The organism is Azospirillum baldaniorum (assembly GCF_003119195.2).
GTDB classification, from domain to species: Bacteria; Pseudomonadota; Alphaproteobacteria; order Azospirillales; family Azospirillaceae; genus Azospirillum; species Azospirillum baldaniorum.
Genome location: NZ_CP022255.1, coordinates 128,126 through 152,133 on the forward strand (window position 1 = coordinate 128,126; position 24,008 = coordinate 152,133).

The 24,008-nt window shown below is 70.4% G+C and carries 20 protein-coding genes and 2 pseudogenes; 17 read left to right on the top strand and 5 right to left on the bottom strand.

Annotated features, from left to right (window positions below; genetic code table 11):
* Positions 1–23: 23 nt before the first annotated feature.
* Entirely contained in the window at positions 24–1,148 is a 1,125-nt protein-coding gene (locus Sp245p_RS22990; protein WP_014199244.1) for a 4-oxalomesaconate tautomerase, read from the bottom strand.
* 146 nt (positions 1,149–1,294) lie between these two features.
* Between Sp245p_RS22990 and Sp245p_RS22995 the strand changes: the two genes are divergently transcribed.
* The 3 genes from Sp245p_RS22995 (at position 1,295) to Sp245p_RS23005 (ending at position 7,820) form a co-directional block, all read left to right on the top strand.
* Positions 1,295–2,185 carry a LysR family transcriptional regulator gene (locus Sp245p_RS22995; protein WP_014199243.1) on the top strand — a complete coding sequence of 297 codons (891 nt, stop codon included), beginning with the start codon at positions 1,295–1,297 and terminating at the stop codon, positions 2,183–2,185.
* 297 nt (positions 2,186–2,482) lie between these two features.
* The gene (locus Sp245p_RS23000) at positions 2,483–3,343 is read left to right on the top strand and encodes a DMT family transporter (RefSeq protein WP_014199242.1); all 861 of its coding nucleotides are present in this window, start codon (positions 2,483–2,485) and stop codon (positions 3,341–3,343) included.
* Positions 3,344–3,521: 178 nt separating this feature from the next.
* Complete coding sequence (locus Sp245p_RS23005) at positions 3,522–7,820, top strand: response regulator (protein WP_246119813.1); 4,299 nt, start codon at positions 3,522–3,524, stop codon at positions 7,818–7,820.
* Positions 7,821–8,070: 250 nt separating this feature from the next.
* Here the strand turns inward: Sp245p_RS23005 and Sp245p_RS23010 are convergent, their stop codons facing one another.
* Positions 8,071–10,425 (bottom strand): PHP domain-containing protein, encoded by a 2,355-nt coding sequence (locus tag Sp245p_RS23010; protein ID WP_109138927.1) that lies wholly within the window; start codon positions 10,423–10,425, stop codon positions 8,071–8,073.
* A 207-nt stretch (positions 10,426–10,632) separates the two neighbouring features.
* On the opposite strand from Sp245p_RS23010, the gene Sp245p_RS23015 reads away from it, so the two are divergent.
* From Sp245p_RS23015 to Sp245p_RS23080, 14 genes are all read left to right on the top strand, one after another.
* Entirely contained in the window at positions 10,633–11,358 is a 726-nt protein-coding gene (locus Sp245p_RS23015) for a GntR family transcriptional regulator (protein WP_041814103.1), read from the top strand.
* Positions 11,359–11,479: 121 nt separating this feature from the next.
* Positions 11,480–12,616, top strand: a complete 1,137-nt coding sequence (locus Sp245p_RS23020; protein ID WP_014199236.1) for a PepSY-associated TM helix domain-containing protein — start codon at positions 11,480–11,482, stop codon at positions 12,614–12,616.
* On the top strand, positions 12,609–13,082 hold the full coding sequence (locus tag Sp245p_RS23025) for a hypothetical protein (RefSeq protein ID WP_246119814.1): 474 nt from the start codon (positions 12,609–12,611) through the stop codon (positions 13,080–13,082). The genes Sp245p_RS23020 and Sp245p_RS23025 overlap by 8 nt, the downstream gene beginning before the upstream one ends.
* Positions 13,079–13,396, top strand: a complete 318-nt coding sequence (locus Sp245p_RS23030) for a hypothetical protein (RefSeq protein ID WP_014199234.1) — start codon at positions 13,079–13,081, stop codon at positions 13,394–13,396. Before Sp245p_RS23025 ends, Sp245p_RS23030 begins: the two co-directional genes overlap by 4 nt.
* Positions 13,397–13,418: 22 nt before the next feature.
* Complete coding sequence (locus Sp245p_RS23035) at positions 13,419–13,970, top strand: DUF6162 family protein (RefSeq protein ID WP_014199233.1); 552 nt, start codon at positions 13,419–13,421, stop codon at positions 13,968–13,970.
* Positions 13,967–14,887, top strand: coding sequence for a metal ABC transporter solute-binding protein, Zn/Mn family (locus Sp245p_RS23040; RefSeq protein WP_014199232.1), 921 nt, complete (start codon positions 13,967–13,969; stop codon positions 14,885–14,887). Before Sp245p_RS23035 ends, Sp245p_RS23040 begins: the two co-directional genes overlap by 4 nt.
* Complete coding sequence (locus tag Sp245p_RS23045) at positions 14,884–15,612, top strand: metal ABC transporter ATP-binding protein (protein WP_014199231.1); 729 nt, start codon at positions 14,884–14,886, stop codon at positions 15,610–15,612. The genes Sp245p_RS23040 and Sp245p_RS23045 overlap by 4 nt, the downstream gene beginning before the upstream one ends.
* Positions 15,609–16,499 carry a metal ABC transporter permease gene (locus Sp245p_RS23050; RefSeq protein ID WP_014199230.1) on the top strand — a complete coding sequence of 297 codons (891 nt, stop codon included), beginning with the start codon at positions 15,609–15,611 and terminating at the stop codon, positions 16,497–16,499. The genes Sp245p_RS23045 and Sp245p_RS23050 overlap by 4 nt, the downstream gene beginning before the upstream one ends.
* Positions 16,496–17,359 carry a metal ABC transporter solute-binding protein, Zn/Mn family gene (locus Sp245p_RS23055; protein WP_014199229.1) on the top strand — a complete coding sequence of 288 codons (864 nt, stop codon included), beginning with the start codon at positions 16,496–16,498 and terminating at the stop codon, positions 17,357–17,359. The genes Sp245p_RS23050 and Sp245p_RS23055 overlap by 4 nt, the downstream gene beginning before the upstream one ends.
* Before the next feature lie 353 nt (positions 17,360–17,712).
* Complete coding sequence (locus Sp245p_RS23060; protein WP_014199228.1) at positions 17,713–17,910, top strand: hypothetical protein; 198 nt, start codon at positions 17,713–17,715, stop codon at positions 17,908–17,910.
* A 53-nt stretch (positions 17,911–17,963) separates the two neighbouring features.
* Positions 17,964–18,581 (top strand): cysteine dioxygenase family protein, encoded by a 618-nt coding sequence (locus Sp245p_RS23065; protein WP_014199227.1) that lies wholly within the window; start codon positions 17,964–17,966, stop codon positions 18,579–18,581.
* A 20-nt stretch (positions 18,582–18,601) separates the two neighbouring features.
* On the top strand, positions 18,602–20,221 hold the full coding sequence (locus tag Sp245p_RS23070) for a rhodanese-like domain-containing protein (protein ID WP_014199226.1): 1,620 nt from the start codon (positions 18,602–18,604) through the stop codon (positions 20,219–20,221).
* Between the two features lie 23 nt (positions 20,222–20,244).
* Complete coding sequence (locus Sp245p_RS23075; protein WP_014199225.1) at positions 20,245–21,306, top strand: ABC transporter substrate-binding protein; 1,062 nt, start codon at positions 20,245–20,247, stop codon at positions 21,304–21,306.
* Between the two features lie 10 nt (positions 21,307–21,316).
* Positions 21,317–22,243, top strand: coding sequence for a TauD/TfdA dioxygenase family protein (locus Sp245p_RS23080; RefSeq protein WP_014199224.1), 927 nt, complete (start codon positions 21,317–21,319; stop codon positions 22,241–22,243).
* Here the strand turns inward: Sp245p_RS23080 and Sp245p_RS23085 are convergent.
* From Sp245p_RS23085 to Sp245p_RS36660, 3 genes and pseudogenes are all read right to left on the bottom strand, one after another.
* Entirely contained in the window at positions 22,212–23,015 is an 804-nt protein-coding gene (locus tag Sp245p_RS23085; RefSeq protein ID WP_165359993.1) for an O-linked N-acetylglucosamine transferase family protein, read from the bottom strand. The two genes, Sp245p_RS23080 and Sp245p_RS23085, sit on opposite strands and share 32 nt — an antisense overlap.
* An 85-nt stretch (positions 23,016–23,100) precedes the next feature.
* A pseudogene (locus Sp245p_RS36560) lies at positions 23,101–23,301 on the bottom strand (tetratricopeptide repeat protein); the annotation flags it as partial.
* A 10-nt stretch (positions 23,302–23,311) separates the two neighbouring features.
* A pseudogene (locus tag Sp245p_RS36660) lies at positions 23,312–23,716 on the bottom strand (tetratricopeptide repeat protein); the annotation flags it as partial.
* Between the last annotated feature and the right edge of the window lie 292 nt (positions 23,717–24,008).

Genomic DNA, 24,008 nt, shown 5'->3' on the forward strand with positions numbered 1-24,008 from the left:
TTCCTCCTTTGTGTGCTGTGGGGTCAGGCGGCCATGGCGGCCCGCGGCGGGTCCGACGGCCGTGCGAACACGGTTCCCTCGAACAGGCGTCGTGATGTGCGCAGGATGCTGGCGGTGGGGGCGGATTGACCGGCACCCGGATCGAGGCGGACGGTCAGCCGGCCGGCCGGATGCTCGAAGGTGACGTCGCCGGGCAGGGCCATCCGTCCGGCCAGCGCGGAGGCGACGGTTCCCGGGATCGTGCAGGCGGTCGCGGTGGCGACGGCCCCGGTGATGGCCATCGCCCGGTGGCAGTCGTGCGGCATGAAATAGCGGACGGCCAGCGTGCCGCCGCGCGTCGGCGGCGCCAGCAGGACGGGCTTGGGGATCACCATGCCGGCGGCGTTGGGGAAGCCCATGCGGCGGCCGGCCTCGACGCGCAGCGCCTCCAGCCGGGCCATGAACACCCGGTCGAGCCGGTAGCTGTCCATCGGCTCGTGCCCCGTCTTGCCGAGATCGGCGGCGCGGACCAGCATCACCGGGATGGCGGCGTCGATGCAGGACACCTCGATGCCATCGGTTCCATCGATCCCGATGATCCGGTCGACCGGCGCCCCGGTGGGCAGCAGCCGGCCGGTGTTGGCGCCCGCCGCGTCGAGGAAGGCGAGATGGATGGGCGCCGCGGTGCCGGGCACGCCGTCGATGACGGCCTCGCCCTCGTAGGTCACCCGGCCGTCCGGGGTCTGGACGCGCGCCTCGATCAGCTTGCCGGTGTTGACGTTGTGGATGCGCACCACCGTCACGCCGTCCGTCGCCGGGACCAGACCGGCCTCGATGGCGAAGGGGGCGACCGCGGCGAGCATGTTGCCGCAGTTGGGCGAAGTGTCGACGATCCCTTCCTGCACCCGCACCTGGGCGAACAGATAGTCCACGTCCGCGCCGGCCAGGGTGGCGGGACCGACGATGGCGACCTTGCTGGTCAAGGGATTGCCGCCGCCAATGCCGTCGATCCCCAGGTCGTTTCCCGCCCCCATGACGGAGAGCAGAAGGGCGTCGCGCTCCGCTGGGGATGCTGGAAGGTCGGATGCCAGGAAGAAGGGCCCGCGGGAGGTCCCGCCGCGCATCATCACGCAGGGAATGCCGATCTGGCGGCTCGTCAGGTGGTTCATGGCGCTTGCTGTCTCTTGGTCTCGCCGTCGCGGCGAAGAAAGCCGATGGACCGATATTCAGCCTCGGAACCGTATTTGTTAAATGCAATGATTCGGGGTATTATTGCGCATCACGCATCAATAAGCGCTGCTGCGGGGAGTCGGGCATGAATTTCGAACTGGTCGATCTGAAAGCCTTCGTGGCGGTGGCGGAACTGGGCAGCTTCAACCGCGCCGCCGAGCTGCTGAACCTCTCGCAGCCGGCGCTCAGCCGCCGCATCCAGAAGCTGGAGGACACGCTGGGCGTCGCCCTGTTCGAGCGCTCGACCCGCCATGTCGCCCTGACCATGGTCGGACGCGACTTCATGCCCAAGGTCCGGCGCTTCCTGGACGAGTTCGAGTCATCGCTGCTGGGGATCAGCGACCTGGGGGCGCGGAGCGGCGGGCAGATCACCATCGCCTCCGTCCCGACGGCGGTGTTCTACTTCCTGCCGAACGCGATCAGCCGCTTCAGCGTCGCGTTTCCGCGCATCCGCATCCGCATCCTCGATCTCGGCGCCAACGAGGGGCTGGAGGCGGTGGCCCGCGGCGAGGCCGATTTCGGCATCAACTTCATTGGCACGTCACACCCGGACATCGAGTTCACGCCGCTGGCCGAGGACCCGTTCGTCGTCGCCTGCCGGCACGATCATCCGCTGGCCGCCCGGCGGGAGGTCGGCTGGGACGAATTGGCGGCGCATCGGGTCATCACCGTGGGCCGCACCAGCGGCAACCGGGCGCTGATCGACAACGCCCTGGCGCAGCACGGCCTGAAGCTCAACTGGTCCTACGAGATCACGCACCTCGCCAGTTCGCTCGGGCTGGTGGAGGCCGGGCTCGGTGTCGCGGTGCTGCCCAAGCTCGCCACCCCGGCCTCGGGCCATCCCATCATCCGGACCATCCCGCTGAGCCATCCCAAGATTTCCCGAACCATCGGTGTCGTTCGGCGGCATGGCGCCATTCTGTCGCCGATGGCGGCGCGCTTTCTGGAGGTGCTGCTCGGTTCCTGGAAGGCCTGATGTCTTCGGCCGCTGGGCGTCCGATGAAGGTTGCATCCGTTGAAGGTCATTGGAGGCGCCATGGGTCGGACGCCGATGTCCAAGCTCTCGTAAACATGGTCATGCCTGGAATCCGATGTCGCCGCTTTGATCGGGACCGCGTGCCCGTCCCGTTTTCCGTCACGCCCCTCCGGCGTCTGTAATGCTCTCGGTATCAGTACAGTTCGGTGAAATTGTATGGGACCGTCGCTGTCCCCGCCTGCCTCCGCCGGGCTAGGCTTGCGCCACAACGGGCATGGGACTGGAAAGGATGACGGGATGCGGTGGGTGACGGCGGGCTGGGGCAGCGGGTTGCTGGGCGTGCTCATCTTCAGTGGATCGCTGCCGGCGACCCGCGTCGCGGTGGGCAGCTTCACACCCCTGTTCCTGACCTCGGCGCGGGCGCTAATCGCCGCGGTGCTCGCGGCCGTTCTGCTGGCCATGCTGCGGCAGGCCCGCCCGTTGCGCCGCGACCTCGCGCCGCTCGCGGTGGTGGCGCTCGGCGTGGTCGTCGGCTTTCCGCTGCTCACCGCGCTGGCGCTTCGGCACATCACCTCCGCGCACTCCATGGTCTTCATCGGCCTTTTGCCGCTGTCCACGGCCCTGTTCGGCGTTCTGCGCGGCCGGGAGCGGCCGAAGCCGGTCTTCTGGATGTTCTCGGGCCTGGGCAGCCTCGCCGTCGTCGGCTTCGCGCTGGCGCAGGGCGGCGACGCGTCGCTGACCGGGGCCGGCCTGATGGTGGCGGCCATCCTGCTCTGCGGGCTGGGCTATGCCGAGGGCGCGGTGCTGTCGCGCCGTCTCGGCGGCTGGCAGGTGATTTCCTGGGCGCTCGTGCTGACGATGCCGGTGATGGCCGGGCTGGCGCTCGCGACCATGCCGGATGCCTGGGCAGGCATCGAAACCCCGGCCTGGATCGGCCTCGCCTACGTCTCCGTCTTCAGCATGCTGATCGGCTTCGTCTTCTGGTACCGGGGGCTCGCGCTCGGCGGAATCGCCGGGGTCGGGCAGTTGCAACTGCTCCAACCCTTCTTCGGGCTGTCGCTGGCGGGTCTTCTGCTGAACGAGCCGGTGGCCTGGAGCATGATCGCCGTGACCGGGCTGATCGTGCTGTGCGTCGCCGGAACGAAGCGCTTCGCCTGAACGGCGATCCCGCAGTCGCTGCTTCCGGGTTTTAAGTTCCGACCTATGGCTATTGGGCTAACAAATCGTTTCTCGCCGCCGGCCCATGGATCAGCTTAAAGTGGCGTCCCGCTGTGCACCAACGGTCACGCCCCTGTTATAGGGGGGAATGAGAACAGGAAGGACGGGACGCCTGCGCATGTCCAACGAGACCGACATCTCCGCCGCTCCCGATTTCCTCGCCAGCGGCGGCGAGATGGGCGCCCAGATGCGCGCGTTCGACTGGGCATCGACGGTGCTCGGTCCGCCCGAGGAGTGGCCGCGCAGCCTGAAGACGGCGGTGCGAATCATGCTGACCTCCCGCCAGCCGATCTGGATCGGCTGGGGCAGCGACCTGATCTATCTCTACAACGATGCCTACAAATCGATCATCGGCGGCAAGCATCCTTGGGCGCTTGGGCGGCCGACCTCGGTCGTGTGGCGGGAGATCTGGGGCGACATCGGCCCGATGCTGGCAACCGCCATGACGGGGGACGAGGGGACCTACGTCGAGGGGCAGCTCCTTGTCATGGAGCGCAACGGCTATCCGGAGGAGACCTACTACACCTTCTCCTACAGCCCGGTCCCCGACGACGACGGCAGCCCCGGCGGCATCATCTGCGCCAACTCCGACGACACGCAGCGGATCATCGGCGAACGGCAGCTCACCCTGCTGCGCGATCTCGCCGCCGGCACGGCCGACGCCCGCACCCTGCCGGAGGTGTGCGAGCGCAGCGCCCAAGCGCTCGCCACCAACCCGCGGGACATGCCCTTCGCGCTGCTCTATGTGGCCGAGCCCGACGGGGCCAGCGCCTCGCTTGCCGGGTCCTGCGGCATCGGGCGCGGCCATCCGGCGGCTCCGGAAACGCTGGCGGTGGACGGCACGTCGGTGTGGCCCTTCACCCCGACGCTCCATGACCCGGTGCTGGTCGACGATCTGGCGGCGAAGTTCGGCGCCGACCTGCCGCCCGGCGTCTGGCGGCGTCCGCCGGCCCAGGCCGCGGCGATTCCGGTTCCGGCCAGCGGCGAGGCGGGGCGGGCGGGCCTTCTCGTCGTCGGCCTGAATCCGTTCCGCCTGTTCGACGACGGCTACCGGCGCTTCCTGGGGCTGGTGGCGGGGCAGATCGCCGCGGCCATCACCAACGTCCAGACCTACGAGGCCGAGCGCCGGCGGGCCGAGATGCTGGCGGAGATCGACCGCGCCAAGACGGTGTTCTTCTCGAACGTCAGCCACGAGTTCCGCACGCCGCTGACCCTGATGCTGGGGCCGCTGGAAGAGGTGTTGCAGGCCGAGCCGGAGCGGATGGCGGACCATCGCGAGGACCTGGTGGTGGTCCACCGCAACGGGCAGCGCCTGCTCAAGCTCGTCAACGCGCTCCTGGATTTCTCGCGCATCGAGGCCGGGCGGACCCAGGCGCGCTACGAGCCGACCGACCTCGCGTCCTACACGGCCGAGCTGGCGAGCGGTTTCCGCTCGGCCTGCGAGCGGGCCGGGCTGAGCCTCGTCGTCGACTGCCCGCCGCTTCCCGGTCCGGTTCATGTGGACCGCGGCATGTGGGAGACGGTCGTCCTCAACCTGCTGTCGAACGCCTTCAAATTCACCTTCCAGGGCGCGATCGCGGTGTCGCTGAGGCCGGTGGGCGAGGGCGCCGAGCTTCGGGTGAGCGATTCCGGCACGGGCATCCTCGATTCCGAGCTGCCGCGCCTGTTCGAGCGCTTTCACCGGGTCGAGGGCGCGCGGGGGCGCAGCCACGAAGGCACCGGCATCGGCCTCGCCCTGGTCCAGGAACTCGTCAAGCTGCACGGCGGCACGATCCGGGTCGAGAGCGAGATGGACCACGGTTCGGTCTTCATCGTCACCGTGCCGTTCGGCACCGCCCATCTGCCGCAGGAGCGCGTCCTGTCGGAGCCGACCGGCGCCGCGGCCGGCCTGCGCACCCAGACCTACGTCGAGGAGGCGCTGCGCTGGCTGCCCGGCTCGGTCGCCGCCGATGGCGGAGCGCCGGTCACGTTGATCGGCGCCGCGGAGACGGTGATGGCGCCGGAGACGGGCGAGTGTCCGCGCCTCCTGCTGGCCGACGACAACGCCGACATGCGCGACTATGTGAGCCGCCTGCTGAATGGCCGCTACGCGGTCGAGGCGGTGCCCGACGGTCAGGCGGCCCTGGCGGCGATGCGCGCGAACCGTCCGGACCTCGTTCTGACCGACATCATGATGCCCGTGCTGGACGGCTTCGGCCTGCTGCGCGCGATCCGCGAGGATGCCGACCTGCGCGACCTGCCGGTCATCCTGCTGTCGGCCCGCGCCGGCGAGGAGGCGAGCGTCGAGGGGCTGTCGGCCGGTGCCGACGATTATCTGGTCAAGCCATTCTCGGCGCGCGAGCTGATCGCCCGCGTCGACACCGCCCTGGCCATGGTGCGCCTGCGCCGCGAGGCGGACAACGCGCTGCGCGAGAGCGAGGCGCGCTTCCGCAATCTCGCCGACCATGCTCCGGTGATGGTCTGGGTTACCGAACTCGACGGCTCCTGCACCTATCTCAACAGGTCCTGGTACGAGTTCACCGGACAGACCCCCGAGACGGGGTTGGGCTTCGGCTGGCTGGACGCGGCTCATCCCGACGATCGTCAGGCCGCCGAGGACATGTTCCTGACGGCCAACGCGAAGCAGGAGGCGTTCCGTTTGGAATACCGGCTGCGGCGGACCGACGGGGTTTACCGCTGGGCGATCGACGCCGCCGCCCCGCGCTTCGACGCGGAGGGTGGATTCCTCGGCTACATCGGTTCGGTGATCGACATCACCGAGCGCAAGGAGATCGAGGACGCGCAAAGACGCCTCAACGACCTGCTGGAGCAGCGCATCGCCTCGGCGATCGCCGAGCGGGAACGGGCCGAGGCGCAGCTTCGCCAAGCCCAGAAGATGGACGCGGTCGGCAAGCTGACCGGTGGAGTGGCGCACGACTTCAACAACCTTCTCCAGGTGATCTCCGGCAACCTTCAGCTTCTGGTGAAGGACGTTGCGGGGAACGACCGTGCCGAACAGCGGTTGCAGAACGCTTTGAGCGGAGTCAGCCGCGGGTCGAAGCTGGTCGCCCAGCTCCTCGCCTTCGGACGCCGCCAGCCCCTGGCCCCCCGGGTGATCAACCTGGGCCGGCTCGCCCGCAGTCTCGACGAGATGCTGCGCCGCGTGCTCGGCGAGGGCGTCGAGATCGAGACCATGATCGCGGGCGGCCTGTGGACCACCTTCGCAGACGAGAGCCAGGTCGAGAACGCGCTGCTCAATCTGGCGATCAACGCCCGCGACGCCATGAACGGCCATGGCCGGTTGACCATCGAGGCCGGCAACGCCTTCCTGGACGATCCCTACGCCGCCCGGCACGCCGAGGTGACGCCGGGCCAGTACGTCATGCTGGCGGTGACGGACACCGGCTGCGGCATTCCGCCGGACGTGCTGGATCACGTCTTCGAGCCGTTCTTCACGACCAAGCCGGAAGGACAGGGCACCGGCCTCGGCCTCAGCATGGTCTACGGCTTCGTCAAGCAGTCCGGCGGGCACGTCAAGATCTACAGCGAACCCGGCCAGGGGACCACGGTCCGCCTGTACCTGCCGCGCGCGCATCAGACCGAAGACGTCGTGACGGTGATCGACACCGGGCCGGAGACGGGCGGATCGGAAACCGTGCTGGTGGTCGAGGACGACGACGACGTGCGGGCGACTGTGGTCGAGATGATGGTCGACCTCGGCTATCGCGTGCTCAAGGCGCGGGACGCGCAGAGCGCGCTGGCCATCGTGGAAAGTGGCGTGCCGATCGACCTGCTGTTCACCGACGTCGTCATGCCGGGGCCGCTGCGCAGCCCTGACCTGGCGCGCCGCGCGAAGGAGCGTCTGCCGGGGATCGCGGTCCTGTTCACCTCGGGCTACACCGAGAACGCGATCGTGCATGGCGGGCGGCTCGATCTCGGCGTCGAGCTGTTGAGCAAGCCCTACACCCGCGAGGCGCTGTCCCGTAAGGTCCGGCATGTCCTGCGCAACCAGCAGCAGCGATCCATGGGGCAGGCCGGAAAAAGGGAAGCGACCGCGAAGCCGTCCGCCGAACCCGCGCCGGCGGACAGCCGTCAGGGCCTGCGCGTGCTTGTGGTGGAGGACGATGCGCTGATCCGCCTCGTCACGGTGGAGATGCTGACCGGCCTCGGTCATTCGGTCGTCGAAGCGGGCAACGCCGAGGAAGCCCTGTCGATTGCCGAGACCCAGCCCGTCGATGCGCTGCTGACCGACATCAGCCTGCCGGGGATGTCGGGAGAGCAGCTGGCCGCTGCGCTGCGCAAACGTCACCCGGCCCTGCCGGTGGTGTTCGCATCGGGGGCCGACCGGGCGCCCGCCGGCGGCGTCCACCTGCCGAAGCCCTACGACGACGCGGCCTTGGCCGAGGCGCTGGACAAGGCGGTGAAGCCGCCCCATTGAGCGTTCTTTCCGTTGCCGGCGACTACAGCCGGGCCGGCCCCCCGGCTCGGCGAGGCGGCGTTCCAACACACCCCGGCCAGCTTGGCCACCTCCACCGCTGTTGCCCGTCTGCGCTCCATGGGCACCGGTCTTCCCCGCCACCGCCCGAGACGCGGTGGAGCGTCGTCAGGGCGACCCTACACCCGGACGCCCTCCGTCCCGCCACTGCGGACTAGACGGAGGGCTTGATGAGGGGCGCGGAGGCCTACGCTCACGGTGTCAGGAACAGGGCCGAGGTCCAGATTCGCGACTGGTCGCGCTGGCGCGCGGTCAGGAACAGCGGATGCTCGCGGCCCGGGGCGAGGGCGAGGTCGGCGAGCGGGATGCGCCCGGCGAGGTCGCGGGGCAGGGGCGCCTCGGTGACCCGTTCCACCGTCACCTCCAGTTCCGTGCCGGGCAGAACACGCGTGACCCGTCCGGCGTCCGCGTCGGCCAGCAGCGCGTCGCCGTCGATGTCCAGCACCGCTTCCGGGGCGTGCGGGTTGGGCGGCGGGGTCAGCGGGTTGCCGACCTTCACGTAGGTGCCGATGGCGAGCCGCACCTGGATGCGCGCGCCGGCCAGCCGCGACAGCGCCAACTCCACCCCGTCGCTGTCGCCGTGGGTGACGGTGCGGATGGCGACGGTGGTGGCGTCGCGGCGCCAGCAGCCCTGTTCCGGATGGTCGAAGCCGAAGGGTTCGACCCGCTGCACGGCGGCGCCGGTGACGGTGATCCCACCATCCCAATAGGCGCCGCGGTAGCGGTCCTTGATGCGGGCGCCGCCCAGCCGCAGGCGGATCTTCGTCTCCGACAGGCCCAGCTCGCGGTGCAGGTCGCGCTCCCAGACCAGCCGGTCACCGTCGAACAGGCGCAGGCTCTCCCATCCGCGGTCGCCGAGCAGGCGGTAATCCAGCGCGTCGCCCGAAGTGGCCTGCACCACCTCGCCCATCCAGCGGTCACCCAGCCGCAGGCTGGCGAAGCTGCGTTCCCCGGTGGTCGCGAAGGTCCGCCGCGCCCGCAGCGCCCGGCCGACCGACGCGCGGTCCAGCCGTTCGGCGAAGACGCCGGTCAGCCCGCCGCGCGCCCCGAACACCGCGGTCGCCGGCGCCCCGCCGCCGCAGCGCCCCTGATGCTCGTCGCTGCTCGCCGAGGCGCCGAGCCGGTAGCCGCGGGCCAGAGCCTCCGCATAAACCCAGTGGAACTGGCCCCAGGCGGACCCGATCTCGATCAGCCGCTCCAGCTCCGGGTGGTGCCAATCGAGGTTGCAGCGCCGACCGCCGACATGGGGGATCAGCAGATGGCCCTCCGGATCGTCCCGGTAGGCGGCGTAGAGGTCGTCGAGCGGCCAGGCGCCGGGGCGCAGCGCGCCGCGGGTCGACTCGTTCCATTCGAAGGAGCGCACCGGCTGGCCTCGCCCGTCCGCCGGGAAGCGCGGCGGACCGTCGCGCAGGAAGATCACGTTGTGGTCGCCGCCCGCCGCGGAGTTGCCGCACCATTCCGTGCCGGGGTAGCAGACGAAGCGGTCCGGCTCGTTGTAATGGTCGATCAGGCCGACCGCCTCGGTCCAGGCGCGCTCCGTCACGTTGAAGTCGTTGGCGGTGTAGCCCAGCACGTCCAGACCGGCGACGTCGCGCCCGTAGGACAGATTGTAGGCGGTGTCGTTGGTGCCCACCGTGTCGTTGGAATGGACATGCAGGTCGGCATAGACGGCGCGCGGCGCCCCGTCCTCGGCGGTGATAAAGGCTTCGGCGGGGGCGAGGCCCGGCGCCGTCGCGGCGATCCGCCATTCCCCGGCGCCGAGGTCGAGCGCCTCGCGCCGGACCAGCCAGCCGTTCGCCTGCGGGTCGGGGGCCAGCGCGACCGTCCGTGCGCTTTCGCTCTCCGGCCCGGTGACGGTGAGGGTGGCGTCCAGCGTGGTGTTGAGGCAGCAGTTGCCCCAGGCGTCGTCGGCGCGCAGCAGCAGCGACGCCGGGCCGGGGGCGATCAGCCGCGGCGCGACCAGCCGCAGGGCGGCGGGAACGCCCGGCACGATGTCGATCATGCAGTCGCCCGGCACCTCCGCGTATTTCTGGCTGCCCAGCGGATCGATGAAGACACGGAAGCGGAACCCCTGCTCGACGAAGGTCTGCACCCGCGTGCCCGGCCCGCCCTGGCGCCGGTCGCCCAGCCGGATCACGATGCGGTCGCCGGGATTCAGGTAGCCGTCGATCACGTCGATGACGATGGCCTTCTGGTAGGGCCGCTCGTGCCCCTTCTGGTCGAAGCGCACCTTCAGCGCCTGCACGGTCGCCGGGCTCTGTCCCGGAACCAGCGGGCCGGCCTCGTACTCGGCGGAAACGAAATTGGCCGCCGTGGGGTCGCTGGTCTGGAACAACGCCCAGTCCGAATAGAACTTCATCGCCAGCTTGATCCCCGCCCCGTCGGCGAGACCCGACCCGCCGACCTCGTAGGCCAGCGTCACCTCGGTCCATTCGCCGGCCACCAACGTCCGGTGGGAGCAGGCGGTGGCGCCGAGGAAGGGACGGGCCTTGTTCCGCTCGTAAAGGCCGGCGGGGGCGATGTGGCCGGTGGGGACGGGATCGCTCATGGGACGGGACCTCGTGCAGGAGAGGGGCGGTGCGCCGCAACGGCTAATACATTGCATAACAAGTTTGGTAATACAATATAAGACATGTGGGGCGTCCCACCGGAGGGCGGCGTGTTCGGGGGGATCAGCGCGCTTGAGCCGGCCGGCCTCCGGTGGCATCAAGGCGCGGACACGATCGCCATGGGCGGGGAGGGGACGGTGGCCCCGATGCGGGACAGTTTGGTGCGGGAGAACGCGACGGCCCTCTACCGGCAGATCGCCGACCGGCTGCGCGCGGAGATCGCGGCGGGCCGGTTCGAGCCGTCGGGCCGTCTGCCGAGCGAAAGCGAGATCGGCATCCGCTTCGCGGTCAGCCGGGTGACGGTCCGCTTGGCGCTCGACCGGCTGGAGGTGGAAGGGCTGATCGAGCGGCGCAAGGGCAAGGGCACCTTCACGGCGGGCAAGCGCGTCCGCCATCCGCTGGACCGGCTGCGCAGCTTCCATGAATCCCTGCGCCTCCAGGGGCTGAACGCCAGCATGCGCCACCTGTCGGCCGGGATGACCGCCACGCCACCGGACCTGACGGGCCAGTTTGGCCCCAACTGCCTGGAGGTGCGCCGCCTGCATCTGGTGGACGGGGAGCCGGTGGCGCTGGGGCGCAGCCTGCTGTCGGCGGAACTGGCCGGCGTCGATTGGGCGGCGGCCGGAGAGAAGCCGATCTACGCCGTCCTGAGGGAAGTCACCGGACAGCCGGTGGTCGGCGCCGATGTCGAGGTCAAGGCCGAGGCCGCGGGCGCGGCGGTCGCCGGACCGCTTGGCGGGACGGCGGGGATGCCGGTGCTGGTGATGATCCGGCAATCCTTCTTCGCGGACGGCGCCTGCGCCGACCACGCCGTCTTCCACGTCCGTCCGGAGCGCTACAGCTTCGTGCTGTCCCACCGCTGGGAAGGGTGAGGCCGCCGCCGCATCACCGGCCTGAAAACGATAATGAGAATTCTTCGCATTTGGGGGTGAGGCGGGAGGCGCGCCCGTTCGTCTGAGCAGAAGGACCGTTGGTTCCTTCGGAGAGGACGAGATGAGCGTTGGCAAGTCGCGCACGCGGCTGTGGTTCCTGTGGCACTCCTGGCTGGCGATGCCCCTCTGGGCATTCCTGTTCTTTGTCAGCCTGACCGGGACCATCGCCGTGGTCAGCACCGAGATCATGTGGCTGGTCAACCCGGCCATGCGGGCGTCCGGTGCCGGGGAGCCGCTGCCGGCCAGCGCGCTGATCGCCGCCGCCGAGGCCGCGGCGCCGGGCGGACGGGTGAGTTCGCTGAGCTGGGGCGGCTCGCACATGGCGGTCGGCGCCCGCATGGCGATGCCCGACGGAACCTCCTCCACCGCCTGGGTGAATCCGGTCAGCGGGGCGGTGCAGGGGCTGTCCACCGGCAACTCGTTCCAGAGCTTCTTCCGCGCCCTGCACGGCTGGCTCATGACCTTCCCGGTGGGCTGGTACCTCGTGACCTTGCTGGCCATTCCGCTCGTCGGGTCGCTGGTCACCGGGCTGGTGGTCTACAAGCGGTTCTGGAAATCCTTCTACCAGCCGCGCATCCGCTGGCGGCAGGCGCCGCGCGTGATGTGGGGCGACCTGCACCGCGTCGCCGGCACATGGTCGATCTGGTTCATCGCGGTCATCGCGGTCACCAGCCTGTGGTTCCTGATCTACATGATGCTGTTCCATCTCGGGATGGGGCTGGGCGGCGGAAAGGCGCCGGTGCTGCTGGCCCGCGACCAGATCCCGGTGACAGCGACCGCGCCGAGGCCGGATGTCGACGCCATCATGGCCAGCGCCAAGGCGGCCCTGCCGGACATGCGGCTGCGCTACCTGTGGCTGCCCGGCACCGCCTACGACCCGGCGACGGTGGCAGGGTCCAGCGGGCAGGTGCCGCTGCTGCCCGACTATGTCCGGGTGAATCCCTTCACCGCCGAGGTGATCCTCATCGAGGGCGGGATGGAGGCGGCTTCGGGCATCGAGCTGACCCGCACCATCATGCGCGCCCTGCACACCGGCGATTTCGGCGGCCTTCCGGTCAAGCTGGTGTGGTTCTCCTTCGGCCTGTTGATGACCACACTGGTCTTCAGCGGCATGATGATCTGGATGAAGCGGACCGCCCGCGCCACGGTCGAGGCGGTACGGGGGCTGCGCTTGGCGGAGGGCCCGTCCAATGCGTAAAGACTCAATGCGTAAGCTCTGGCAACGCGGCAAGTTCCATCTCAGCGCCCTGATGATGCTGGTGCCGCTGCCCTTCCTCCCCGACTACTTCAGCCCGAAACCGATCTTCGTGCCGCCCGAGATCCGCCGGGATGTCGCTGTCGGGCCCTTTCCGGTCACGCTAGCGACTTACGACGAGGCGCCCGGCCGCATGCCGACAGGGGAGCGGATGAAGGAATACCGCATCCACATCCGTCCCGCCGACATCGACCATGTGCGCGGCGTCTTCCTGCGCGTCGGCAAGCCGCGCAGCCTGCGCACCGCCGGCGCGCTCGCCTTCGGCAACCCCTACGAGCGGGAGGCCGACGTGACCGTTCCGGACGAGCTGGCCGGCACGGAGGAGCTGTGGGTGACCATGGAGGATTGGAGCGGCGGGGTGCATCAGGCGTCCCTGCCGCTGGGCGAGATTTTCGGAGGAAAGCGATGAAGACCCACCGCCTGTTCGCCCTGGCGGGGCTGTTCGCCCTGTGCGCCGCCGGTGCGGCGGAGGCCCATTACCCGATCTGCGAATGCCGGATGGTGGAGAGTGAGACCGTGCAATGCACCGGCGGCTTCTCCGACGGGTCGAAGGCGCCCGGCGTGGTGCTGGACGTCATCGCCTACGACGAGCAGGTGCTGGTCAAGGGCAAGCTGGGTCCGGATTCCACGCTGTCCTTCCAGCGCCCCGCGCAGGACTTCTACGTCCTGTTCGACGCCGGGCCCGGCCACACGGTCGAGATCGAGCACACGGCAATCAAGTAGCGCCCTCAGCGAAGCCGGAACCATGCATCACCAGATCGTCCGCCGCGCCGGGGCCGAGCGCGAGACCCTGTGGGTCGCGTTGGCCGCCGGGGCCATTCTCGTGTCCGCCGCCCTGGCGGTCGGGCTGCGCGCCGTTCCGGACGCGGAAGCCCCGCTGGCCGCCCACCTCATCGACTCCCGCACCGGCCTGACCGCCGCCGAGCAGGGCCTCTACGCCGACCTGAAGGCGGCGGGGGAGGAGATCGCCGCCCTGCGGACGGCGGAGGGCCGGGCGCCGACGCTGGCGGAACTGGCTGCCGAGGCGCTGCCGCCCTTCGCCGCCGACCCCAGCGCCGCGGCGCGCGGCGGGCATGCCTGGACCTTCGCCAAGACTGGCGATGGGGTCGCCTATGCCGGCGTTTCCGCCGCGCCGGAACTGGCCGGGTCCCTGGTCCTGCGGCTGGACGGCCATGGCGCCGACATCTGGCTGAAGCGCGCCGCCGAAGCCCCGCCCGCCCCGCCGGAGGACGCGGCGCTGACCGCCGCCGGCTGGAAGCGGATCGTTTCCACCTTCACCGCCGGGGTGACCCGATGAGCATCCTTCCTAACCGCCGCCTGATCCTGGCCGGCGCCCTGGCCGCCGCGGCCATGCCCGCCGCTGCCTTCGCGGCTCCCGCCGGGCGCCGCCGCTTCGGCGTCACCCTGCATCCCTACTATTCCTACGTCGCCAACATCGTCGGCGATGCGGCCGAGGTGGTGCCGATCATCCCGGCCGGCTTCAACCCGCACGCCTACGAGCCGCGTCCGGAGGACATCCAGCGCATCGGCGGGCTGGACGCCATCGTGCTGAACGGCATCGGCCACGACGATTTCGCCGGGCGGATGATCGCCGCCTCGGCGAAGCCGTCGCTGCCGGTGGTCGAATCCAACGCCGACGTGCCGCTGCTGCCCGCCGCGGGAATGGCGGCGCGGGCGGCCGGGAGGGTGGTCAACCCTCACAGCTTCCTGTCGATCACCAATTCGGTTCTCCAGGTCGCGACCATCGCGCGCGAACTGGGGCGGCTCGACCCGGACAACGCCGCCGCCTACGCCGCCAACGCCCGCGCCTATTCCCGCCGCCTGCGCCAGCTGCGGGCCGACGCGCTGACGAAGCTGGCGACGGCGGGCACCGCCAGCCTGCGCGTCGCCACCATCCACGGCGCCTACGATTACCTGTTGCGGGAGTTCGGGCTGGAGGTCTCCGCCGTCGTCGAGCCCGCCCACGGCATCGAGCCCAGCCCGGCCCAGCTCGCCGAGACCATCGCGACGATGCGCAAGCTCGACGTGCAGGTGATCTTCTCGGAGCTGAACTTCCCCAGCGCCTATGTGGAGATGATCCGGCGCGAGACCGGCATCCGGCTCTACGCCTTCTCCCACATCTCGCACGGCGACTACGCGCCCGACCTGTTCGAGCGCGAGATGGCCCGGAACCTCGACACGCTGGTTCTGGCGATGGCCGAGGCGGCGCCGTGACGGGTCCCGCCATCCTGTTCGACGCGGTGGGCCTGACGCTGGGGCGCACGGTGATCCTCGACGGCGTGTCCCTGCGCGTCGCGGCGGGCACCGTCCACGCGCTGGTTGGCCCCAACGGCAGCGGCAAGTCGTCGTTGATCCGCGCCCTGCTCGGTCAGGCGCCGCACCGCGGGACCATTCGGCTCGACTGGCCGGGCGACGGGCCGGGGACCATCGCCTACGTGCCGCAATCGGTGGAGTTCGACCGCGGCCTGCCGCTGACGGTGGAGGACTTCCTGGCCGTGCTGTGCCAGCGCCGCCCCGCCTTCCTCGGGCCGGACCGCCGCATCGATTACGGCGTGGCGCTGGACCGCGTCGGCATGGCCGGCAAGGCCCGCCGCCGTTTCGGCGCCCTGTCGGGGGGCGAGCGGCAGCGCGTCCTGCTTGCCCAGGCGCTGATCCCGGCGCCGGACCTGATCGTTCTGGACGAGCCGATGACCGCGCTCGACGAGGCCGGGATCGCCATCTTCGAAACGCTGCTGGCCGAGCTGTCCGCCGCCGGGACCACCATCCTGTGGGTGGAGCACGATCTGGCCCAGGTGCGCCGGCTGGCGACGCGGGTGACCGGCCTGAACCGGCGCGTGCTGTTCGACGGCGCCCCGCTGGAGATGCTGTCGCCGGAGCGGGTGTTCGACCTGTTCTCCGCCGTTCCGCGCCGCACGGCAGCCGAGAGGATCGCGTCATGAGCTTCGAGGCGTTGCGCGCCCTGGTCCAGGGCTGGGCCGGGGCCGGGCTGTTGCCCGCCGGCTTGACCCACGGTTTTCTCGTCAACGCCCTGCTGTCCGGGCTGGTGATCGGCCCGGTGCTCGGCGGGCTCGGCACGCTGGTGGTGACCAAGCGGCTGGCCTTCTTCTCCGAAGCGGTCGGCCACGCCGCGCTGACCGGCGTCGCCATCGGCATCCTCGTGGGGGAGCCCTACACCGGCCCCTACGCCAGCCTGTTCGGCTATTGCCTGCTGTTCGCGCTGCTGGTCAACTACACGCGCAACCGCAGCAACCTGACCGCCGACACGCTGATCGGCGTGTTCCTGTCGGTGTCGCTGGCGCTGGGCGCCAGCCTGCTGCTGATCCTGGCGAGCCGGGTCAACATCCACATCCTGGAGAATGTGCTGTTCGGCTCGGTCCTGACGGTGGACGACCGCGACCTGACCGTGCTGCTGGTGGTGGCCCTCGGGGTGACCGCGCTGATGCTGCCGCTGTTCAACCGGCTGCTGCTGGCCAGCTTCAACCCGGCGCTGGCGCGGGTGCGCGGCGTGCCGGTGAAGGGGCTGGACTATCTGTTCATCGTGCTGGTGACCGTGGTCACCGTCGCGTCGGTCAAGATCATCGGCGCGATCCTGGTGGGGGCGCTGCTGGTCATTCCGGCCGCCGCGGCGCGGGTCGTCGCGTCGTCGCTGCGCGGCTTCTTCCTGCTGTCGGTCGCCTTCGCCAGCGTGGCGGCGGTGGCCGGAATCCTGCTGCCCGTGCAACTGGCCCTGCCGGTGCCGTCGGGCGGCGCCATCATCCTGGCGGCGGGGCTGCTGTTCCTGGGGGCGCTGCTGGCGCGCCTGTTCATGAAGGGGGAAGAGGGATGAAGCGCGTCACGCTCGCGGCGCTCCTGCTGCTGTCCACGGTGGCGGGCGCGTCCGCCGAGACGGTCCTGGCCGGGCACCCGGTCACCGCCGGGCTGGCCCAGGCGCTGACGAAGGGAACGCCGGTGGTGGTGGAGGCGGTGGTTCCGCCGGCCATCCCCATGGGGCGCCAGCACGCCTTCCTGAGCGGGCGCGGCGAGACCAAGCTGGCGGAGGCGGCCCGCAAGGCCGACGCGGTGCTGACCCTGCGCTCCGCCTGGGTCGAGGATCCGCTCTATCCACTGGCGCGGCGCGCCAACATCCGCCTCGTCGAGATCGACGCCGCCCGGCCGGTGGACGGCGCCTTGCCGGGGATCGCGGTCAACGGCGATGCGGCCTTCCCCTGGCTGGGCATCGCCAACGCCGGACGGATGGCCGACATCCTCGCCGCCGACCTGCGGCGCCTGTATCCTGGGTCGGCCGCCGCCATCGACGCGAATCTCGCCACCCTGAAGCGCGGGCTGTTGATGATGTCGTCCCGGTCGGCGCAAGCATTCGCCGCGTTGCCGGATCCGTCGGCGGCGGCGCTGTCCGACCGCTTCGCCACGCTGGCCGCCGACCTCGGGCTCGACCTGCGCCGGGTCTGGACCCGCGACGACCGCGACTGGACGCCGGAACGTCTGGCCCAACTGACCACCACCCTGAAGGCCGAGGCGATTCCCGTGGTGCTGCACCACCGCCAGCCGGCCCCGGAGATCGCCCAGGCCGTGGCGGACGGCGGCGCCCGGCTGATCGTGCTGGACAGTTTGGAGAGCGGTCCGCCGGCAGCGATGGACGCGGCGCTGGCGCGGATTGCCGAGCAGCTCGAGGCGGGATTGCGCTGAGGGTTTCCATGCCCCTCCCCAAAGCGGATTGCAATCCGCTTTGGTCCGCGACAGCGATCCTGGCCACATATGTGGCCGAAGCCCGCCTCCCGCGGGAACAGAGTTCCCACTGACGACAGACGGATGCCGACGCGTCCGGGCGTGGCGCGACAAGCCGTCGGCGCCGAGCGAAAACAATGACCGCCGCTGCCAAAAAAACTTCGTTCGCAGCGAAGGGCGCTTGACGCCGCCGTTAAATCCTATTTTCCTATATGAAATATACTAAATTATACCAGCGCCAAATGTGGTTAGCGCGCCGCAAGTGTCCGAAAGAGGCGCGCCACCCTTCCCCTTTCCAAGCAAGGAGAACCGGCATGAAGGCTTCGGATGACCTCCAATGGATGCTGATCGCGTCGCTCAGCCCGTCCTGTGCCTTGCCGCTGCCGCCGGAACCTTCGGACGGCGTGCCGGACCAGACGCGCGGGGACGAACCGCCGCTCAGCCATTGGCTGGCCTTGGGGGCCGGCGTCGTCCTGGCCGTCCTTCCGATTCTGGTGGCCGCGTTGGCCTGATCCGCAGCCACACCCGGCCTCGGCCGCACCCAATTCCCGGACGGACGACCACCATGACCGATCCCTCACTTCCCAACCTGTCCCGCCTGCGCGGCTTCATCGGCGACTTCACCCGTCTGGTGGAGCGACTGGGCGACGACGAGGCCGCCATCCTCGACGCGGGGCGCAGCCTCCTGGCCGGGCTGGTCGCCGTGGACGACTGGCTGCCCGACGCCTACGCGCAGCCCGATCCGGTCCATTACCGGCAGTATCTGCTGCATTGCGATCCCCATGAGCGCTTCTCGGTCGTCAGCTTCGTCTGGGGGCCGGGGCAGCGCACGCCGATCCACGACCACACCGTCTGGGGGCTCGTCGGCGTGCTGCGCGGGGCGGAGCATTCCCAACGCTACGAACTGCGGGACGGCCCTCCGTTCGCCACCGCCGCCGACCATCTGCCGGTCGGATCGGTGGAGGCGGTGTCGCCGCGCATCGGCGACGTCCACGCCATTTCCAACGCGCTGACCGACCGTCCCTCGATCAGCATCCACGTCTATGGCGGCAACATCGGCGCCATCCGGCGGTCGGTCTTCGACCCGCTGACCGGCGAGCGCAAGCCCTTCATCTCCGGCTACGCCAACAGCGCCCTGCCCAACCTGTGGGACCGCTCGAAACCCGTTCCGCAAGCCGCATAACAGGTCCCGGAAAGCAAACCATGCCCGATACCGCAACCCCCGACACCGCTCCGCTCGCCACCCGCACCGCCGCGGACATCCGCCGCGACTGGATCGACCGCAGGGAGGTCGCCCTTCTCGACGCGCGGGAGGAGGGGCCCTATTCGCTGGCCCACCCGCTGTTCGCCGTGTCGGTGCCGCTCAGCCGGGTGGAATTGCTGGCCTACGATCTGCTGCCGCGGCGCGACGTGCCGATCACCGTCTACGACAACGGCGAGGGCTATGCCGAGCCGGCGGCGCGGCGGCTCCAGGCGCTGGGCTACCGCGAGGTGACGCTGCTGGAGGGCGGGCTGGCCGGCTGGACCGCCGCCGGGTTCGAGGTCTACCGGGACGTCAACGTGCCAAGCAAGGCGTTCGGCGAGTGGGTGGAGCATCACCGCCACACCCCGTCGCTGCCTGCGGACGAGGTGAAGACGCTGATCGATAGTGGGGCCGATCTGGTGATCCTCGACGCCCGCCGCTACGAGGAGTTCCAGACCATGGCGATTCCCGGCGGCGTCAGCGTGCCGGGGGCCGAGCTGGTCAAGCGCGTCCACGACATCGCGCCCGACCCGCGGACGCTGGTCATCGTCAACTGCGCCGGGCGCACCCGTTCGATCATCGGCACGCAGTCGCTGGTGAATGCTGGCATCCCCAACCGCGTGGCGGCGCTGCGCAACGGCACCATCGGCTGGACCCTGGCCGGGCTGGAACTGGACCGCGGGCGCGACGGGCGCTTTCCGGCGGTGTCGCCGGAGGGCGACACGAGGGCCCGCAAGGCCGCCCGCGCGGTGGCTGACCGGGCCGGCGTCGGGCGCATCGGCCCCGCCGCGCTGGACGCCTTCCGCGGCGACGAGCGGCGCACCCTGCACCTGTTCGACGTGCGCACGCCGGAGGAGTATGAGGCCGGCCATCTGCCGGGCTTCCGCCACGCGGCGGGCGGCCAGCTCATCCAGGCGACGGACGAGTATGTCGCGGTGCGCGGCGCCCGCATCGTGCTGGTCGACGACCCGGCGGGCGGCGGCGGGCCGCGCGCCGACATGACCGCCTCCTGGCTGGCGCAGCTTGGCTGGGAGGTGCATGTGCTGGAGGGCGACGTGGCGTCTCTGGGCATCGAGAGCGGCCCCGACCGTCGCCGCCTGCCGCCCGTCCCGGACGTTGGGGCGGAGACGGTGGCGCCGCGCGACCTGCTGGCCCTGCTGGAGAACGGCGAGGCGGCGGTGATCGACATCACCCGCAGCCCGCGCTACCGCGCCGGCCACATCCCGGGGGCGTATTTCTCGACCCGCGCGCGTCTGGGCGGCACCATCGCTCGCCTGCCGAAGGGCGTGCGGCCGGTGCTTACCTGCTGGGACGGCACGCTGACCCGCTACGCCGCCGCCGATTTCCCGCCGGGGGCGGTCCCGCTGCTGCTGGAGGGCGGCACGCAGGGCTGGGTGGCGGCCGGGCTGCCGCTCAGCGCCGGGCTGGAGCGCCTGGGGCCGGAGCCGGACGACGTCTACAAGCGTCCCTACGAGGGCACCGACAACAGCGCCGCCGCCATGCAGGGCTACATCGACTGGGAGCTTGAGCTGGTGGACCAGCTAAAGCGCGACGGCGCCCACAATTTCCGCGTCATCTGACGATCTCCGCCACAGGACACCCCATGACCATTTCCCCGCGCTTCCCCGCTTCCCCGCGCTTCTTCGGGGTGGGCCGCCGGGCGCTGCTCGGCACCGCGCTGCTGCTCGCCGCCGGCTTCGCCGGCCTGACGCCGGCCCCCGCGCAGGCCGAGGCGACGCAGGTCCGCTTCGCCCGCAACCTCGGCCTCGGCTACCTGCCGCTCTACGTCATGGAGGACAAGGGGCTGGTGGAGAAGCACGCCCGCGCCGCCGGGCTGGGCGCGGTGACGGCCAGCTACACCCCGCTCGGCAACCCGACGACGATCACCGAGGCCACCCTGTCCGGCAACGCCGATTTCGGGGCGGCGGGCGTGCCGGCCTTCATCATCGCCTGGGACAAGACGAAGGGGAACGCCAACCTGCGCGGGCTGGCCGCCCTGAACGCCCAGCCGGCCTACCTCAACACCAACCGGCCCGAGGTGAAGGGCCTGACGGACTTCACCGAGACGGACCGCATCGTCGTGCCGTCGGTCCGCGCCTCCTATCAGGCCATCGTGCTCCAGATCGCCGCCGAGCAGGTCTTCGGCCCCGGCCAGCACGCGCGGCTGGACCCGCTGACCGTCTCGCTGGCCCATCCCGACGGCACCGCCGCCCTGCTGTCCGGCCGGACGGAGATCACCGCCCACTTCACCAGCCCGCCCTTCCAGGACCAGCAGCTCCGCGACCCGAAGATCCACAAGGTGCTGAGCAGCTACGACGTGCTGGGCGGGCCGGCGTCCTTCAGCGCGCTGTGGACCTCCGCCGCCTTCCACGAGGCCAACCCGCGGCTGACCAAGGCCGTGCTGGCGGCGCTGGAGGACGCGGTGGCCCTCATCAAGGCCGACCCCAGGGAGGCCGCCCGCGCCTACATCCGCATCGAGAAGTCCAAGCTGGGCGAGGAGGAGGTGGCGGCGATGATCGCCCATCCGGAGGTGTCCTACGACCTCGCCCCGCGCGGCATCGGCATCTTCACCGACTTCATGGCGCGCATCGGCTCGATCCGCAACCGGCCCGCCGACTGGCGCGACCTGTTCTTCGCCGACATCCACGACCGCACCGGAAGCTGAGGGCGTTCCCATGACCCACCCCGCCTTCACCGCCCATCCGGTCTCCCCCACGCTGGGGGCCGAGATCCGCGGCATCGACCTGTCGCAGCCGCTGGACGCCGCCACCGCCGCTGCGCTGTCCCAGGCGCTGGACCGTCATCTGGTGCTGGTGTTCCGCGGCCAGACGCTGTCCGACGCCGACCTCGTCCGGGTGTCCGGGCATTTCGGGCCGCTTGACAAGGCGCCGATCACCGAGCATGGCCGGCTGCACGCGCCGGGCCTCGAGGAGGTCTACGTCATCTCCAACGTCACGGAGCAGGGCCGCCCCATCGGCGCGCTGGGGGCGGGGGAGTCGGTCTGGCACGCCGACATGACCTATCTGGAGACTCCGCCCTACGCCAGCAGCCTCTACGCGCTGGAGGTGCCGGAGGAGGGTGGGGACACCGGATTCATCAGCATGTTCGCCGCCTACGACGCGCTGCCGGAGAATCTGAAGCGGCGGGTTGGCGGGCTGTCGATCAAGCACGACAGCACGACCAACAGCGGCGGCTATCTGCGGCAGGGCTTCGCGCCTCCGACCGACCTCGCCACCTCGCCCGGCACCGTGCACCCGCTGGTCATCGCCCATCCGGTGAGCGGGCGCAAGGCGCTGCTGCTGGGGCGCCGCCCGCACGCCTGCATCCCCGGCCTGCCGCTGGCGGAGAGCGAGGCGTTGCTCGACGCGGTGTGGGAGGCGGCGGTGCGTCCGGAGTTGTCCTGGCACCACCAATGGCGGGTCGGCGATCTCGTGATGTGGGACAACCGCTGGACCATGCACCGCCGCGATCCCTTTCCCGAGGACCAGCGCCGCCGCATGCACCGCACCCAGATCGCCGTCCCCGCCCTTTCCTTCCGGCAGGGTTTCGTTACGGGTGTCACGTTTGGGACTACCCCGTCAGAAAATGCTCCAGTCCGGTGATGGCCGCCCGGTCGCGATAGACGGTGGGAAGCGCGGCGGTCTGGCGCGCCGTGCGGATGCTCCGCGCCGTGGGGTCGCGCCCCAGGCGAATGGCGTCCTCGATGAAGTCGTCAGCGCTCATGGTGACGGCATCGGCCATGCCGAGGCGGTCCAGCAGGGCGGCGGCAAGCCGTCCGCGCATGAAGCGGCCACGCACGGTCACCACCGGAAGCCCGGCCTCCACCGCCTGCAGGGCCGTGTTGAATCCGGAAAAGCCGATGCTGTCGAGATAGACGTCCATCACCCGCAACGTGGCGAGATACGCGTCATGGTCGAGTTGATCGGCGAAGACGCAGTGTTCCCGGCTGTCGATGCCTTGCAAGGCGAAGGCCCGTTCCAGCCGGTTCTCCAAGCTGCGGCTGACGCTGTCCTGGCTGTGCCGGAAGAACAGGAACCGGCTGCCGGGCACGGCGGCGGCGATGGAGGGAAACACATGGTCGTGCTGGGGCAGGTATTTGAACAGGCTTTGGCTGCACAGGAACGCCGGAGCCCCGTCGGGCAGGCCGAATCGGCGGCGCGTGACCGACGCGACGGGCCGCCGGGTGGGCTCCACGTGACAACCCAGGTTGGGCAGCCGGATGAGGCGGTCGCTGTAGAAGGCGTCGCCATCCGGTGGCTCCAACAGGTGGCCCGACAGGTAATGGTCGAGCGTGGGAAGCCCCGTCGTGTCGGGGTGCCCCCACGCCACGGCTTGCACCGGTGCGAGGCGTAGCGCCGCGAGCCGATAGGTCATGGGTTCCATGCCGACCTCGGGGAACAGCATAGGCGTCGCCGTCGTCAGGCTGGCAGGCGATCGCCCGGCGGAATGCCTCCGTCGCCGCTTCTGTGCGCCCGAGATCGACGAGCGCGGCGCCGAGATTGATCAGCATCATCGCGGAGCCGGGCGCGAGCCGCGCGGCGCGGCGGAAGGCGATGGACGCCTGCTCCACGGCACCGACGGCGCGCAGGAGGTTGCCAAGGTTGTTGCAGGCCGCGCCATGGGAGGGGTCGAGCGCGATGAGACGGCGATAGGCCGCCATCCTCGGGCTTCAGGTGCAGGATTTGACGGAGCACCGACACGGCCTCGTCGGTCGGGGCACCCTGGGCCAGCATCGGGGCCAGACCGGCGAGTGCATCCGGGTGGCCGGGGCGCAGCATCAGCGCCCGGCGGTGGAGCGCCATCGCCTCGTCCGCCCTGCGCAGCGCCATGGCCAGCTTGCCGAAGTTGGCGTGGAAGTCGGCGACGTCCGGAGCACTGGCGATGGCGTGGCGGATCCGCGCCATCGCCTCCAGCGGGCGGCCCTCCTGCCCGTGGAGCACGCCCAACAGGTGCAGCGCGTGCGGCTGGTCCGGCTCGACGGCAAGGATACGACCGTAAAGCTCCCTGGCCTCCGTCAGTCTGCCCTGGAGATGATATTCGACCGCAAGTTCCAGCGCCTCCTGCACCGTCGCCATGGGGAACTCCCGCCCGCCTCGTCGTTGATCGGAGCAGCCTGTCCGCCACGCCGGCGGTCAGGACAGGCAGAATCCGCTCGTGCCGCCTGACGAGGTGCGAAACAGGCTGGGCTGCGCTCTCCCGCTTGCGCACACCGGCCCACGACCTGGCCTCATCGATCCTCAGAACGGAGCCGCGGTTGTGCTGGCGTGGCATCGTCTTAAACCACGAGGCCGCAACGGCTGTCGAACGGATTTCGGCCGGTTGCGGCGGCTTTCGCACCCACTTGGTCACGGGGCGCGGCGGTCGAGG

What these genes read in the sequence shown, in the direction of transcription:
- Sp245p_RS22990 (WP_014199244.1), bottom strand. Translation starts at nt 1,148, where the DNA reads ATGAACCACCTGACGAGCCGCCAGATCGGCATTCCCTGCGTGATGATG.
- Sp245p_RS22995 (WP_014199243.1), top strand. Translation starts at nt 1,295, where the DNA reads ATGAATTTCGAACTGGTCGATCTGAAAGCCTTCGTGGCGGTGGCGGAA.
- Sp245p_RS23000 (WP_014199242.1), top strand. Translation starts at nt 2,483, where the DNA reads ATGCGGTGGGTGACGGCGGGCTGGGGCAGCGGGTTGCTGGGCGTGCTC.
- Sp245p_RS23005 (WP_246119813.1), top strand. Translation starts at nt 3,522, where the DNA reads ATGTCCAACGAGACCGACATCTCCGCCGCTCCCGATTTCCTCGCCAGC.
- Sp245p_RS23010 (WP_109138927.1), bottom strand. Translation starts at nt 10,425, where the DNA reads ATGAGCGATCCCGTCCCCACCGGCCACATCGCCCCCGCCGGCCTTTAC.
- Sp245p_RS23015 (WP_041814103.1), top strand. Translation starts at nt 10,633, where the DNA reads ATGCGGGACAGTTTGGTGCGGGAGAACGCGACGGCCCTCTACCGGCAG.
- Sp245p_RS23020 (WP_014199236.1), top strand. Translation starts at nt 11,480, where the DNA reads ATGAGCGTTGGCAAGTCGCGCACGCGGCTGTGGTTCCTGTGGCACTCC.
- Sp245p_RS23025 (WP_246119814.1), top strand. Translation starts at nt 12,609, where the DNA reads ATGCGTAAAGACTCAATGCGTAAGCTCTGGCAACGCGGCAAGTTCCAT.
- Sp245p_RS23030 (WP_014199234.1), top strand. Translation starts at nt 13,079, where the DNA reads ATGAAGACCCACCGCCTGTTCGCCCTGGCGGGGCTGTTCGCCCTGTGC.
- Sp245p_RS23035 (WP_014199233.1), top strand. Translation starts at nt 13,419, where the DNA reads ATGCATCACCAGATCGTCCGCCGCGCCGGGGCCGAGCGCGAGACCCTG.
- Sp245p_RS23040 (WP_014199232.1), top strand. Translation starts at nt 13,967, where the DNA reads ATGAGCATCCTTCCTAACCGCCGCCTGATCCTGGCCGGCGCCCTGGCC.
- Sp245p_RS23050 (WP_014199230.1), top strand. Translation starts at nt 15,609, where the DNA reads ATGAGCTTCGAGGCGTTGCGCGCCCTGGTCCAGGGCTGGGCCGGGGCC.
- Sp245p_RS23055 (WP_014199229.1), top strand. Translation starts at nt 16,496, where the DNA reads ATGAAGCGCGTCACGCTCGCGGCGCTCCTGCTGCTGTCCACGGTGGCG.
- Sp245p_RS23060 (WP_014199228.1), top strand. Translation starts at nt 17,713, where the DNA reads ATGAAGGCTTCGGATGACCTCCAATGGATGCTGATCGCGTCGCTCAGC.
- Sp245p_RS23065 (WP_014199227.1), top strand. Translation starts at nt 17,964, where the DNA reads ATGACCGATCCCTCACTTCCCAACCTGTCCCGCCTGCGCGGCTTCATC.
- Sp245p_RS23070 (WP_014199226.1), top strand. Translation starts at nt 18,602, where the DNA reads ATGCCCGATACCGCAACCCCCGACACCGCTCCGCTCGCCACCCGCACC.
- Sp245p_RS23075 (WP_014199225.1), top strand. Translation starts at nt 20,245, where the DNA reads ATGACCATTTCCCCGCGCTTCCCCGCTTCCCCGCGCTTCTTCGGGGTG.
- Sp245p_RS23080 (WP_014199224.1), top strand. Translation starts at nt 21,317, where the DNA reads ATGACCCACCCCGCCTTCACCGCCCATCCGGTCTCCCCCACGCTGGGG.
- Sp245p_RS23085 (WP_165359993.1), bottom strand. Translation starts at nt 23,015, where the DNA reads ATGACCTATCGGCTCGCGGCGCTACGCCTCGCACCGGTGCAAGCCGTG.